8 protein-coding genes are annotated in these 15,373 nt (G+C 39.5%); all 8 read left to right on the top strand.

What is annotated here, in order from left to right; translation table 11 throughout:
* The first annotated feature begins 10 nt into the window (after positions 1-10).
* The 8 genes from HNP82_RS13065 (at position 11) to HNP82_RS13030 (ending at position 15,308) form a co-directional block, all read left to right on the top strand.
* On the top strand, positions 11-3,373 hold the full coding sequence (locus tag HNP82_RS13065; protein WP_183775431.1) for a DEAD/DEAH box helicase: 3,363 nt from the start codon (positions 11-13) through the stop codon (positions 3,371-3,373).
* Positions 3,354-5,582, top strand: coding sequence for a hypothetical protein (locus HNP82_RS13060; protein WP_183775429.1), 2,229 nt, complete (start codon positions 3,354-3,356; stop codon positions 5,580-5,582). Before HNP82_RS13065 ends, HNP82_RS13060 begins: the two co-directional genes overlap by 20 nt.
* 60 nt (positions 5,583-5,642) lie before the next feature.
* Entirely contained in the window at positions 5,643-8,213 is a 2,571-nt protein-coding gene (locus tag HNP82_RS13055) for a hypothetical protein (protein ID WP_183775426.1), read from the top strand.
* 5 nt (positions 8,214-8,218) lie between these two features.
* Positions 8,219-11,938, top strand: coding sequence for a DUF2357 domain-containing protein (locus tag HNP82_RS13050; RefSeq protein ID WP_183775424.1), 3,720 nt, complete (start codon positions 8,219-8,221; stop codon positions 11,936-11,938).
* Positions 11,939-11,941: 3 nt separating this feature from the next.
* Positions 11,942-12,754, top strand: a complete 813-nt coding sequence (locus tag HNP82_RS13045; RefSeq protein WP_183775422.1) for an MYG1 family protein — start codon at positions 11,942-11,944, stop codon at positions 12,752-12,754.
* Positions 12,755-12,770: 16 nt separating this feature from the next.
* A complete protein-coding gene (locus HNP82_RS13040; RefSeq protein ID WP_183775420.1) occupies positions 12,771-14,171 on the top strand; it encodes a hypothetical protein in 1,401 nt (466 codons plus the stop codon).
* 186 nt (positions 14,172-14,357) lie between these two features.
* Complete coding sequence (locus HNP82_RS13035; RefSeq protein ID WP_183775419.1) at positions 14,358-14,699, top strand: hypothetical protein; 342 nt, start codon at positions 14,358-14,360, stop codon at positions 14,697-14,699.
* A gap of 294 nt (positions 14,700-14,993) precedes the next feature.
* Positions 14,994-15,308, top strand: coding sequence for a hypothetical protein (locus HNP82_RS13030; protein ID WP_183775418.1), 315 nt, complete (start codon positions 14,994-14,996; stop codon positions 15,306-15,308).
* Positions 15,309-15,373: the final 65 nt, after the last annotated feature.

Below are 15,373 nucleotides of genomic sequence, written 5' to 3'. Positions count from 1 at the left end.
GAGGTGACAAATGGATCATTATGATCTTAAACATTGTACACAAGAAGATACAATAGAATTTGAAATACTCTCAAACCTAAGCGATGAACAAAAGCCACATTTTAAGGATGGTGAACCTGTCAGACTTATGAGCATTGGTGATGACTATGCGATTTCGTCTTTAGCAGATAACACTAAAGTGGTTAAGGTTAAGCCTGTAAATGCTCATTATAAGAGTATTATTGAGGGGATTCTTAGCAGGGGGAGAGTCTATCTGACAGCTGTCATCAATCATACAAGGAAACTGCTCCAGGTATCTTTTAAACAGTTTTCAGAAGAGAAAAATCTCAGTTATGCAATTAATGTATCAGAGGAATTTTTTGCTTCTGTTAGAAGAAGCATTAATCTGAATAATGTTTCAAACCCGAAAAGAGATATCGAGGAAGGAACTCTATACGGGGCTGGCGGTTACACATATGCTGTGATTGGAGTCCATGCACGTGCCGATGAGGATCAGCAGTTTAAACAGTTTGTTATTGCTGGAAGGGATTTTTATATTCAAGTAACTAAGATTGAGGAAGACTTAGGACAGGAATATTATGTCGCTGAAAAAGTACTTAAGAAGATTAAGGTAGATGACTATTATTTTTTCTTGGCCAAAGGCCAGTTGAAGTATACAACGGATCGGGAGAAAATTGCTCTTGAAACAAAGGCTGTAATGGAATGCCTCTCAGATGATACGTATATTAAAATATGGGATGAATACGGCGAAATTGAGCGAGAGACCATAATGAAGGAAGCTCGTGACTTCCGCGCAATAAGATATACATCATACGAACAGATAGGTAGAGATTATCGTTTTGATATATCGTCAGATAACATGGAGAGGTTTTCAGCGTTTGCAAAAAAATTTGAACGGGGCGATATATTGGCGGCAAGTATTATGAATCCGTTCGAAATACAGCGTGATAATCAGGAATTTGAAGATTATCTGGATAAACATAAAAATTATATAGCCAACGTTCGACTTGCTGAAGATATAGATCCATCAAGCGGCTCTATTATTTTCACAGTTGATGATCAGGAAGCAAGAAAAATTTCTGTTGCCCAGCAGGGCTATATTTTCGTGTCTATTATGGGGGATAAGAAACGTTTGGACAGACGTGAAAAGGCCCGTACTAGGATAGAAAGTCGTCAGTGCCCTATGCCAAACTTATCGGCTGTTTTAGAGGGCAAAAGTGTAAGTGCAGCAAATAGAACAAAACGAGATTATCCCGCATTAAGTGATAGCGTTATTGAAGAGATATTTACCAAGAAAGGTAAATATCATCCGCCCACACAGAAGCAGGAGATGGCTATTGCTATGGCGCTTAATACACCGGATATTGCATTGATTCAGGGACCTCCGGGAACCGGAAAGACAACTGTCATTACGGCTATATTGAAAAGATTAAATGAAATTGCAGACCCAGCAGGAGGCATGTTCGGAAGGAATCTTGTGACTGCATTTCAGCATGATGCGGTGCAAAATGCAATTGATAGAATTGAAATTTTAGGTCTGCCTGCAATAAAGTTCGGTCACAAATACAATGAATCAGAGGACGATATTATTGAAATTAATGCTGCAATCCAGGGGTGGATTAATGACAGACTCTCTGATTTATATATGTGTCACAGCGATCTTGACAGTAAGAAGTATTTGATAGATTTCAACAAATTGTATGTGGATTACCTGTACTCTGCTAATTCTATAGATCAGACATTGGATCTTTTGGAAAGAGTACGTAATTTGGTTGATATTCGGATTTCATCAGAACTATTGGATGAATTGTCAGATGAAATATCAGACTTACAGCTGATGACCGGACGGGTTGCCGAGACTACAACAAATCTTTTAGTTCGCGCTATCAGAAGACTTCCGGCATCTGAGATTGCATTTGAAGATAATGGAAGATTTGAACTGCAAAGAGCTGTTTATCAATTGAGGAAACAGCACAATACCGAATTTGATGCTGAAATAAAGCAGATTCAGAAAATGCTGGACTCAGGAGCATATGATTTTGAGTCTCTAAAATTGATACGCAAGAATCTCCTGATAAAGGTGCTTCCAAAACAGGATATATTTACATCCCCTAGTAAAAAGGATGATATTGTGCGTCTTCTCGGCAAGATATCGGATTATCTTTTGAATCAAATTGAAGGTGGCAAGGATGGCGAGGATCTTGTGATCATGCAATATATGCAAAGTATGGAAGAAGACCCGCTGGCAGTAAAGCAGGCGATATTGAACTATTCGGCTGTTAATGGTGCTACAAATCAGCAGGTTATGCGAAAAGAGATAGCAGATTTAAAAGACGGAGAAATTGTTTTTGATAATGTACTTGTCGATGAAGCGGCACGAAGTAATCCGTTGGATCTCTTCATACCTCTTTCAGTTGCGAAAGATCGCATTATTCTTGTTGGAGATCATAGACAGTTACCGCATATTATTGATGAGCAGATAGTCGGAAAGCTTGAAGACAATAAAGAAAGCGATGTGAAGGCTGATATTGAACAAAAAATCAAAGAGAGTATGTTTGCACAGCTCTTCACGAAACTAAAAATGCTGGAAGCTCAGGATGGTATTAAGCGCACGATTACGCTTGATAAACAATATAGAATGCATCCGACACTGGGAACGTATATCGATAATAATTTCTATCGTAAATACAATGAAAGTGAACATGTTGGAAATGGCATAGAAGATCCAATGTTCTTTGCACATAACTTGCCGGGGATAGAGAATAAGGCATGCATATGGTATGACATTCCTTATGACGGTGAGAATAAGGGTGAAAAAGCAAAGAGTAAGTTCAGAAGGAAGGAAGCAGAGGCTATTGCTCGACATTTAAAGCAGATGATTTTATCTGAAGGTGGAAGAAACTTGAATTATGGAATCATAACTTTTTACCGAGAACAGGTAAATGAAATTAATAAGGCTTTGGCAGACACATCTATTCAGATAATGGTGAAAGATGAGACCGGACATTATGTGATAAATCCTGAGTATAAGAAGAACAACCGTGATGTAAATGAAATAGTAAAAGTTGGCACAGTCGATGCATTCCAGGGCATGGAATTTGATGTGGTTTATCTATCTATGGTTCGCTCTAATGATACGGAAGTCGATGTGTCTTATGATAGCCCTGAAGTGGCTCGGATGTTACAGAAGAAGTATGGCTTTTTAATGTATGAAAACCGTCTTTGTGTAGCAATGAGCAGGCAGAAAAAAGCTCTTATATGTGTGGGCGACAGCAAAATGCTGCGAGGAGCACAGGCTGTAAAGGCAGTTGCACCATTGGTGGAATACTACAAATTATGTGGGGAGGATGAATATGGAACGATCATTCAATAACAGAACCAGTGTCATATATCAGAATCCTATGCATCCCAAGAATTATAAGATCGTAAAAAGACGTTGGATCTTAGTGCCGATGTGTGAGTATAAGGTGTCGGTTCCTTATCCGAAACCTAATACATTGAATCTGTTTCAGATGACGATTTTACGATTGCTTATCAGCGGCAGTAAAGATGATGCTTATATTGCGGGAAAATTATGCTTGCATGAGGAACTGGTTGCATTTGTTATAGATGAATTAAAAAGATATCAGCTGATTGACGAGCGTAGAAGGGTTACGGACAAAGGATTAAATCTGGTCCGGACAGATACAGATTCATATGAAATAAAGACTGGGTATGTTTATTATAACTACGTTACAAAAACTTTTATGGATGCGTTTGTTACGGATGACAAGCATAATGAAGTTGAAACAGGTAGTAGATATGATGGTCGAATAAAATTTGATCTGGGCACAGTAGCAAACCGAGATTGGAAAAACGGTATTATACTGAATGTTGATACTTCAGCTATAGTAGAGCCGACTCCTTATGATGTTATTGCTATTTGCAAAAAGCACAATCGTCGTACTCGTAATCTTGGTTTTATGGATGAGGAGATGGATGATATAAAGTCCATGGCAGAAGCGGAAAAAGAAAAGAACAGGGGAGAAGATATGGATCTTCCCTGGGAAATACAGAGTGTGAAAATGCTTGGAACCCAGAAGGATGTTTATGTGGCTACATATTTGTTTATGGCAGCAGATGATGTCATAAATCGTAGCAAGCTGCAGGTTTGTTATCCCTTTGGAGAGGGGACGTCTGCTAATCTTGTGGAATGCGTCGATAAGTTATCGCATAAAAAGGAAAATGCGAAACTCAAGAACGAAATACTTGGATTGAAAGACGATGTGTTTGGCATGTCGGATGCGGAACTAGATGCAGTAAGGAAAGGTCATGCTGATGCAGAAAAGAAAATCAAACGCATTCTTTCTGAAAAAATTGACGATTATCCAGCGGTTAGAGATGCTCTTTTGAGTGTGGAATCATCTTTTTTACTGGTGCAGGAATTACTTGAAGCAAATAAAGGAAGCAACAAAGATATTATTAAGAAGAATCTTGATGACTATATCGTGAATAACTATAACCTTCTGGCGAGCATATTAACATATACCGCGAAAGAGTATGACTATTTTACGGATGCACAGTTAGCTAATCATGTAGAACAAAATGCAATAATGTTGAAAGAACTCGCGCGAAAGCAAGGATTCGTGGTGATTGATGGAAGAGATACAGATAAATTCTTTCGTGTTAAGTCGCGTGCTGTGAAAGAGGCTGCAAATTCAAGCCAACAGCAGTTAAATGCTTTGTTTTCGTATAATCTTATTGTAGCAGATCATTTTTCAGAGCATCCGTTTTATAAATTAGCAAAGAATGTTCCGGAGCTGATTCCATATCTTTCAAGGCTGCGAGATTTAAGAAATGATAGCGCACATCCTAATGAAATGCCGCAGGAATTTAAGTGGGTTTCGTCATACAGAAAGAAGAATATGTATATAGCGTTTCTTCTTTTAAAGGGGCTGCAATTTAATGATACTGATGAAGACAATCAGGGTGGGGATTCCGGAAGCAAGGAAAAGCTCGTAAAAGCAATGCGAGATGCGGAACTGTCGTGTGAAAGCATATATACAGAATATTTTCAGAGAAATGGAAATATAGCGAATCAGCTTAGAAACCTTCAGTTTGAAAATCTTTTAATGGGAGAAAATTATCCGAATCGAGCATCGGAAGTATTTGAAGCAATTTTTAAAGAGACTTTATCTCGCAGGCTTGTACCAGATTGTATCAAGGATGTTAAAGATTCATCAAAGCTAGAGATGCGAGAAGAATTACTTAAAGAAATGCAGGGATTTGGATTTGAGATAACGGACACACCATTCTATTACAAAGATCGTGTTCTTGCCACCTTTCGAGATTATACTAAGGGAACACTGATCACTCTGTTTTATGCTTGGTATTATTCTGAAGGCAAAAGGACTGATGGAATGCTGAAAGATCTGTCAGTTCGTTGTCCTGAATTTGTAAAACTGATAGATGAGATTAGTAACAATCGCGGACATAGCGGGAAGATGGATTTCAAAGATAAAAAACTCGACTTTACTAAAAAGCATATTGATAATGCAATCAATAGCATATTGGAAGTCATGTTCGAACACGGTGTTTTGTAGGTTTTTTAGAATTTAGGTATATAGCTCCATGCTATATTTATCCATAAGGAGGAGTGCTAAATGGCAAAAGGTAGAGGCAAAAATAGAAATCCATCAGTAAATACAAAGAAGGAAAACATAGAAAGGCTTAAGGAAAAAGCAAAGGCAGCTAAAGTCAAGAGTGCAGAGGATCAGTGGAAGGATATGCTGGCCGCTATGTCTGAAGAAGATGCTAAAGCATTCCTTGCGCAGTTGGAAGTGGCGGCAAAGGAAGTAGACTTGGCAGAACGTGAGCAGGTGATAAAGGATATTCAGTCTGGATTCGCTGATATTGAGACTGAGCTTGATAAACGCGATGATCAGCAGAGCGAATTGCAGGAGACTTTGGATGGGCGAGAGGAGGCTGTTCAGGCACGTGAGACTGCTGTAAGCGCACGTGAGGAAAAGGCTGATAAAAAAGATTCTGAATTAATGGGACGCGAAAGAAGCATTATTGAAAGAGAAACTAATGCAGAGAATGAATTCGCAATACAAAACCGGAAGGCGTTAGAAGCCCTCAGAAAGCGCAAGGAAGAAATTGATGCTGAGATTTTTGCTTTAGAACAGAAAAAAATTGATAAAGAAGATGCGCTTGAGCAGCAGATAGAAGGCTTGCGAAAAACCAAACTGGAAGCGCTTGATGCAGAAATTGCAGACTTGAGCAAGAAAAGAAGGGAAGCCGCTCAGGCAGAAGCTGATCAGATTGTCGCAGATGCAAAAGCCGTTGCGGAAATTGAACGAAAAAACGTACAGGCTGAAATGACGGCATTGAAGACTCTTTCTACAAAGCTTAACACACAAAAGCTTGAACAGGAAAAGAAAGCAAAGCAACTTGCAGAACGTGAGCAGGATCTTAAATTTGGTGAGGAAGATCTGAGAATTGAACAGGGAGATATTCCAAATAAGATTAAGGCGGGTATCGAGAAAGCAGCTGGCGCAATACAAACAAAACTTACTCAGGCTGAGAAGGATAAGGAGCATTATAGACGCAGACTTGTAGAATGTGAAGATCAGCTTGAGAAATATAGGCAGCAGGAACGAGAAGCGGATGGCATGACAATGACAGAGCTTTTGGAAAAGCTTGCCTCTCGCGATGCGGATATTCAAAGATTGACGAAACAGCTTAATGCTCGACCGGATGAGGTGCTTCACGCAGAGTACAAGGTTAAAGCCCAAAAGTATGATGAGCTGGATACTAAGTATATTCGATTATTGGAGGATCATTCAAATCTTGAAAGGCAGCAGGCACAGTGGATGCTTACCACAAGCCAGCTGGAGACTGAAAGAGAAAAGTGTCTGATCGCAGAAAAGCGTAGAGAAGCATTGCAGGCATCAATCGAAAAATACGAGCAGGAAGTTAATCGCTTCAGAAGCCTTTATGAACAGCCCAAGGAATTGGCAGGAAGACTGGAATCCATTGAGACCCCGTATTTTACGAGAAGGGAAATGGCAGCTCTTTCGATGACGGAAACAGAGTGGCTGGATAAGATTTGTGCTAATTGTGCTGAGGCTGGCATTAAGTTTAATCAGAGATTACTCTATTCCTTCCATACAGCATTGAAAACGGCAGACTGGTCTCCAATCACAGTGCTGGCAGGCGTAAGCGGAACCGGAAAATCACTGTTACCTGAATACTATTGTCGATTTGGCGGAATATATTTTATGTCTATGGCGGTTCAGCCAGATTGGGATAGTCCACAGTCGTTGTTTGGCTATTTTAACTCTGTTGATAATAGGTTTAATGCAACGACGCTCATTCGTGCGATGGTTCAGTTTAGTCATGCTTCAAAGCAGGTTGCAAAGGAATCTAATCTTTCTGATTCCATGTTCATAGTTCTTTTGGATGAGATGAATCTTGCTCACGTGGAATTATATTTCAGTGATATGCTTAGTAAACTTGAACGCAGAAGAAACAGCGATGATGAGATTGATGTTGAAATCGATCTTGGAGCCGGCATGCCGAAGTATCCACTTGAACTTAATGACAATATCCTTTGGGTAGGAACAATGAACGAAGATGAGACCACAAAATCATTATCGGACAAGGTTTTGGACCGTGGAAATCTGCTTAGCTTCCCAAGACCCAAGGAATTCGTCAGTCGTGCCAAGGCTAACAGTGTAGAGGCGGCATCGATGCTTCCGAAAAGTGTTTGGCAGAGATGGCTGGATGCAAACGTTATTGAAGAAGAACAGTTTGTTTCAAGAATCGATAAATATAAAAAAGGGCTTGAAGACGTAAATGAGGCTATGGAATATGCCGGAAGAGCTCTTGGACATAGAGTTTGGCAGACTATAGAAAATTATATGGCAAACCATCCAAAGGTAATTGCTGCTATTAAAACAGAAACTTTTGATGAAGCCGCCTGTGATCTTGCAATGCAGGAGGCATTCGAGGAAGCATTAGTGCATAAGGTAATGCCTAAACTTCGTGGTATTGAAACTGATGGTGAAACAAAAACTCAGTGTATTGATAGGATTGAAAGTGTGCTGTTTGGACCGAATGGTAAAGATGGTCTTGCCCCTGGCTTACAGGCAGATTTCGAGCATGCAAAAAAGAATGCATACGAGACATTTATCTGGAGTAGTGCGAAATATCTGGAAATTGAGGAGTGATATATATGGCACCAGAGCTCAGCGAAATCAGACTAATTGAACAGCTGGCTGCAAGCGATGCACCTTCTAAAGAAGGTGCATGGTGGATCATGCTTCAGACTGCAGAAAGTGTATGTAATTGTGCCAGTTTAAGAGATCCGGTGAATAACGCATTCCTTTCAGAATTTTGGATTGATGCAACTAAACATGTGGCACCTCTGCTTGAATCAGAAGCAGAGCGCCCATTGCCGTATGATGATCTGATGCAAATGGTTTCTTATTGCGGAGATCAGATGCAGACGATTATTACAAATCCGAGACACAACATTGTAAAAGTAGATAAAATGGTTATGCCTCAGAGAGTTAAGAATACTGGATCCAAAACAATGAACTGGCTGGGACGGCAACCAGGTAAAACAATAAAGGAAAAGTTAGCAGGAAAGAATAAGATGCTTACTCAGGTTAATGAGTATAGCTACGATATTAGAGAAAACCAGGTATCTATGATGTTATACCATCAGATTATGCGTCGTGTTTCTGATCGTATAAATTATGGTATTAATGTGGGAGGATATGATGATATTAATAGTGCGCAGATGACCCAGCTGCTTAGAATTAAAAAGCTGTTGCGAAACTCTCCTCTGGCAGATGTTAATCCTAAAAATCATAATCAGGCCAATAATGCCCTTCTCTCAGATAAGAATTATTCGGTAATCTGGAGGGCTTATTTAGACATGGCTAAATATGACAAGAAACTTGCGGCTCAATGGGAAAATGCTTTACAAATGTATGTTAAAGCAGTCTTCTTGGCTTTCAATGCAGAAATATTGTCATATGAAGATGTTTATGCTGTCGAGAACAGAATAAAGCTAGAGGGACTTGGTGACTTGAAAAATGCCTATGTAATAGGCTATCACTGGCAGATTCCTTATGTAATAGAGTTGGGATGCAGCGGCAACACAATATCTCTTACCATGTATGATGCGCCGCTTGATGGAATCAATCAATCGGAGGCGGAAATGCATCTGACGCTTACATTTACGGAGTGTACAGATAACAATAACCTTGAGGCCAAACATGGAATCCCAATCAATATCACCGTAGAAGACGCCAATAAGGCGGATATACAATTGTTCGCAGATCTTTCAGGCATTCGGTCAATTTGCTCATTCTTGGTAAATAAAGTGTTTCCGTTTGCTGATATTGATAAAGAGAAAAGACAGAAGGAAGCTGAACACATAGAGGGTTCAGTAGCTTTTGATATTGTTGCGAATGGGGATTTATTGGGTATAGAGGATCCAGAGGGAACTGTTATTCCATCATTTGGATCAAAGTATGCTGTTTCATATCTGGACGAAAATGGTAATATTAGTGTTTTTCCAAGTGGCAGCAGAGGAATTCATTATAAGGCTGATGAGACAACAACAATAGATGATGCTGTTTTTAAACAGAATAATGAAGGGTTAAGAATGGCCTTAGAAGATATACATAATAAGGTGATTCTTAACAGAGATGATTATTTCTTTTATTTGGTTCCTGATGCGCTGGAAGAGATTCTGCAGAAAAATCTGAAGCAGTGTGTTAGATCCTGGTTTTCAAGGACATTTCCGGTGTGGCGTAGTGTTGCGGCATTAACTTATTGGCTCAACAATCCAGAATACTCTTTTGATGAGGACAGCATCTTTGCGTACCTAGATTTCGTAGGGGACACAGCTACAGCTGGAATGATGACGATTCATAGCGAAGAAGCAGTTCATGGTTATGTTTGTAATCATTTTCCACCATTTCCACAGATTGAGGAAGGCGATGATATTACAGAAGACGCATTTTGCCGAGATTATGTGGTTATGTATGCGGAAAAAAACGGTTTTAGTATTCCAAAAGATGTGGTGACACAGTTTGTCAGGTCTGGTAGCATTAAAGCGTTAATGCTTAGAGATAGTTATGCAAATCAGTTTGTTGAGAGTGATGGCAAGACGATAGTCTATCAAATTACCTATGATGAAGAACTTGTCAGTGAATGTATCGACAAGTGGTTGGATAAAATAAAAAAATTCTGGACAAGAGTACATGGAAGATTTGATTCAAGCAAGAAGCCAAATCATATAATCTTTCTGTCGGATATCCTGATAAATGTTTTATATCAGCTAAAGCGTGAGAACGACCTGTACATGGTTTTCGATGAGGATGAGCAAGAGTATCTGTCCCTTTATCAAAGTTCCAGTGATGAAATCTTAAAGGGGGCATTGATTTATAAGGAACGTCTTAACAGACATCTTCCTACCTGGACAGAATACTTGCCACATTTGAGTCTTGAGGTTATAAAAGACGGAGATTATGCTGAACTTGAGTTGATTGGTAATGATGTCTCGTTTGATGTTATGGGCGATGACAACGAGCATATCATTGAAGAACGATTACTACTTAAGGCAAATGAAAAAGAGTTTAGTTTTCCGCTTGTGAAGCAGGATATAAGCCGTAAGTCTACAATGATAGATGCCTATATAACAGATAAAAGTTTTCCGCTTGACCATGATGTTGAAGTGGCTTTATCTGTAAGGTACAAATATGGATATGATAACAGCTACGAGTTGACTTTAAAACCTGTAAATAGGCGGGAAACAGCATTCAAGGAGATTGTCGTTGAATGGGCCAATACTGACAGAAAGTCAAATGTTTTAAACATTTGGCCACCTGAGACTAATCGTTTACCAGATGATATTGTGCTTCTAGCAATTGCTGAAGCTAAAGACAGCTTCAGTAAGATTCAGTCGAGCATAGAGAAACATATGGTAAATTATGTCAGTTATAATGATAAGTCATATCCTATTAAGCAGACAGATCAGTTCTTGAATAGGAACATCTTTAAGCTTAGGAATATTGTATTAAGTGACTTGCCTGAAGCAAGAGATTTCATACAATGGTTTGTCGATCAGCCTTTATATAAATATATTGGACAGATCGCAGGAATTTTTAAGCATCAGGATATTGATGAAAGCTTCTTTATTGATAACGCCGGAAAACAAATGAGCTATTTTATCGGTGATTGTTTGCAGGTTATGTTCTCGATTGGACGGTATACGCCGCAGGTTATACAAGATAGTTTTGTAAAACGCTATGAAGGCTTTAATGATAAGTCACGAATGAAAGCAATGATTGATATGCTGCTTAGAAATGGTACAAACAAGGCGGCAATAGGGGTTATTATTAATGAGATTCGATATTCTGCTGACCAAGATACATATAGTGTACGGATGTATTCTTTGGTGAGAGAATTGGGCAGAATGTGCTGCTTTGACTCTGATCTTGTTTATGCGTTTTATGACGTGGATCCGTCATTCATGCACGATATTACAAATTATACAATAAACGGAATAAGACGTATGCTTAATCGCTGTGAGAAACAAGGTGATTCATATACTCCAGATCGCAAAGTAATAAAAATGTATGTTTCATATATGGTTGCGCTGCTTAGTTTTCTTCGACTGAGGAATCCTGACAGAGCTGATGGATTCAACCTGTTGGCAGTGGGAAGTGATGATTCAAAAAAACTAGCAAGAGAAATACGTGCGTTGGATGATTATATGAGCAGAGAGAGCCCTATCAATCCGGCAATAAGATTTAAGTTAAACAAACCTGAAAGCCTTTCGAAAATGAGCGATTTATCATATGCGCTTGATTTGTACTTGAATGGTGATAAAAAGGCAGCCTCAATAGAGGTAGTAGGTGTAGATGAGGACGATTAATGAATGAAGATAGCAAATGAAGCAATAACCCATAACGGAAGGTTTCATACAGACGATGTTTTTTCTGCAGCGCTGTTGAAAATTCTGAATCCACAAATAAATATCGAGAGGAAGAATTCTGTACCGGAGGGCTATTCTGGACTTGTATTTGATCTTGGCGATGGTCGGTTTGATCATCATGGATCAAGAAGACAATTTCGAGATAATGGTGTCCAGTATGCTTCATTTGGCCTTCTTTGGAAGGAATACGGAAGCCTGCTTGTAAGTCAGAAGGAAGCAGCAGTATTTGACGAATCTTTCGTTCAGCCGTTGGATCAACAAGACAACAATGGCGGAAACAATATGCTATGCCGAGCCATAACACAGGCCAACCCTAAATGGGACGAAGATGTTGATTCTGATGAATGTTTTTTCCGCGCTGTGGATATGGCAAAGTTTATTCTTGAGAATGAGATCAAGAGCATGCATAGCACTGAACATGCAGAGCAGACAGTGAGAAAATGTTTGTCTCAGCAACAAAACGGTATTGTGGTGCTCCCAAAAGGAATGCCATGGAAAGCAATACTGATTCCGTCTAATGCGGTTTATGTTATATATCCATCACCAAGAGGTGGATACAATGCTCAGGCTATTCCGAAGGCAATAGATTCACAGGAATGTAAAAGACCTTTCCCGGAAGAATGGAGGGGTGAACGAGATAAGTTAAGTGAGATTACTGGTATTCCTGGCCTTACTTTTTGCCACGTGCATGGATATTTGCTTGGAACAGAGACGAAGGAGGCAGCTATAGAAGCCTGCTGTAAGTCGATAAAATAATAGGGGCGGTGAAGAGATGATTACATATTCAACAAAGTTTCCGATAAAAGAAAGTTTTGACAAAAAAACATTTGTTGAGATGGTTATAAAGTGGAACCAAGGAAGCAAATACGATAAATTTGATTCACTGGAGTGGGACGGCGAATCCTTTTCGACAAGTTGGGAGGATGATGATAAGAAACTAATAATCGATGAATTATCACCAAAAGAAGTAGTAGCATCACGCTTCCAGAAAGAGGATGAGCATGGTCTGTGGAAGACGGATTTTATTTTGAATTGCGATAAAAAGTATATAACAATTCGGGTTGAGCTGGAAACCACCCAATTTACAACAGATTTTTATCCTAATTATTATCCGCCGTTCTTTGTAAAACAAATAATATACTGGGAATATGCAGGAGAAGATGGATGCTTGCCGGTTGATCAGGATGCACATTGTCTGGATTCTTATAAAGGCGATATTGATGATATCGTTTTTGGCAGAGCTTCATTGGCGCTGCCTATTGTGTTTGTTTCAAAGAAACCGGAGGGTGATTTCCCGGTGGACTTATCGGCACTGGCATTTAAGTTGCAAGGGGTCGCGCATGTCATATATGAGGGTAATGCCGTAGAACTTGGAACGTACGCCTCTCAGCTGGATTGTGAGGGAAAAAATGGAACAGCTATTATCATTTATCCAAACAAAAATATGAAACGTAAAGTGATCAACCTGTCAGGTGTTAATAATGAAAATCCGGATCAGGTGATGACTCGTATTACGAATGCAGTTTATGAATTTTCTAATCAAGTCATGCGTCTTGATATAGACACTTGGGAAGGTATACAGAATGAAAAATTGCATTTTCAGAATGGTATGCTTCTTTCGGATCGAAAAATCCTCGAGGAGGAAAATGCAGAATTGTATGAGGTTTTTGAAGAACAGTTAAGTAAAACGGAAGAAATCAATCAGGAGCTTAACCGAGAAATCCAAAGACTAACAATTGAGAACCAAGCATTGCGGATGCGCCTGGCTTCGAGAGATAAGCAGCCGCTGATTTATATGGGTGAAGAGGCTGATTTCTATGAAGGCGAGATACGCGAGATAATTTTGGAGATTCTCGAAGATTATTCTCGGAATGTTCAGAAAGATACCCGTAGAGATCATATAGTAATGGATTTGCTGGAGAACAATAACTTTGAACATATTCCGGCTAAAAGAAGGGAGCAGATTAAAGTAGCACTTAAGGGCTATAAGTCCTTAGGTGGCTCATTGCGAAGGTTGCTAGAAAGTATGGGTTTTGTTATCACTGATGATGGAAAGCATTATAAATGGACATATTTCGGAGATCATCGGTATTCGGCAACTATGGCAAAGACAAGTAGTGACAATCGAGCGGGCATGAATATGGCATCGCTTATAGATAATTTAATGCTGTGATAAGCAAGCGGTTTTGAGGACTGGCAAATACAAACTGTCGGTCCTCTTTTTTGTAGGTTTTTTGAAAAAGCGAAAAGTTGAAACAGAGTATATTAACACCATCAGATGAAACACCACCGGATTGAAAGGAGCCGGTACCAAGAACAACATAGATTATCAAACATTATTATTACGGAGGATTTCAAGATGGATCAGATTATTAAGAAGATTGCAGCATTAGGTGTTCCCGGACTTGTTTTTATGGTAGCTATTGAGCTTACCGGTTTGGCAGGAGCAGCAGCTCTTACCACCGCACTTGCGGCTCTTGGACCGGGCGGAATTGTAGGAGGCGTTATGACTCTCTGCGTACTCGGAGTGATTGCAGATGGTATCGCCGAATATGGATTTGATGCTATTGCAAAGGGGGTTCTTAAGGAACTCTACTGTAAGGGTGAATCAAAGGAAAGCATTAAGACAAAGGTCAGCAAGTACCCGATATCCTCGAAGCTTAAGAGTAACCTGTACGATGTAGTTGATAAGTTCGCCTGAGTATAATACCGGATGGAAGGAGATCTACTTCTTCCATCCGGGGAAATTAGATACGAAGAAACAAAAAAATCGGAAAACGAGGAACTGGAGAATGAGGATTAATTTTGTGAATGGCAGCAATAGAAATAAGCATCAGACATATAACCGCAGAACTGAAATGAGAATGATAAAAATGCTTGAGAAGAGAATTCAGAACAAACCCAGTAATGCTTGCCGAATGGAAGGACCGTTAGCGATTATCCGCTCAAATACTCGAAATGTAAAAATGGCGGGATAAATAAGAGGTGAAAAGAGATGCAGAATATTTTGGAAAGAGAATTAACAGAAAAAAATCGCCAGAGCGGATTAATGCGTCAGTATTTTGATGGTAAGCGTGCAGCATTTGATGCGCGTCAGGAGAAGTTTCTTCGCATGTATCCGTATCATGGCGCATCATGTGGAGCCGATCTTCGCAGATTCGCAAGCAGTGTTAAGATGGCCAATGATATTCAGCGAGATGCAATTATGCAGGCTTATGAAGCAGAGCGCAGTTATTGGAATTCTCCATATGTATTAGATCACTGTAATTGTGGAATTCATATGATGTTGGGGTCGAAACTATATAATTAGTTGTGCCCTGTACCTATAGTACCTTGAAAAATTCATATTTTGTAGTATTATGCTGGGATTTCTGG

Origin of the sequence: Catenibacillus scindens, from assembly GCF_014202115.1 — a bacterium.
Taxonomy (GTDB): domain Bacteria; phylum Bacillota; class Clostridia; order Lachnospirales; family Lachnospiraceae; genus Catenibacillus; species Catenibacillus scindens.
Note: the sequence above shows the minus strand (reverse complement) of the source record. Positions and strands in the feature narration are given on the sequence as shown.

Excerpts from the sequence above, each read along its gene's own strand:
- HNP82_RS13060 (WP_183775429.1), top strand. The coding sequence starts at position 3,354 with ATGGAACGATCATTCAATAACAGAACCAGTGTCATATATCAGAATCCT.
- HNP82_RS13030 (WP_183775418.1), top strand. The coding sequence starts at position 14,994 with ATGCAGAATATTTTGGAAAGAGAATTAACAGAAAAAAATCGCCAGAGC.
- HNP82_RS13040 (WP_183775420.1), top strand. The coding sequence starts at position 12,771 with ATGATTACATATTCAACAAAGTTTCCGATAAAAGAAAGTTTTGACAAA.
- HNP82_RS13050 (WP_183775424.1), top strand. The coding sequence starts at position 8,219 with ATGGCACCAGAGCTCAGCGAAATCAGACTAATTGAACAGCTGGCTGCA.
- HNP82_RS13055 (WP_183775426.1), top strand. The coding sequence starts at position 5,643 with ATGGCAAAAGGTAGAGGCAAAAATAGAAATCCATCAGTAAATACAAAG.
- HNP82_RS13065 (WP_183775431.1), top strand. The coding sequence starts at position 11 with ATGGATCATTATGATCTTAAACATTGTACACAAGAAGATACAATAGAA.
- HNP82_RS13035 (WP_183775419.1), top strand. The coding sequence starts at position 14,358 with ATGGATCAGATTATTAAGAAGATTGCAGCATTAGGTGTTCCCGGACTT.
- HNP82_RS13045 (WP_183775422.1), top strand. The coding sequence starts at position 11,942 with ATGAAGATAGCAAATGAAGCAATAACCCATAACGGAAGGTTTCATACA.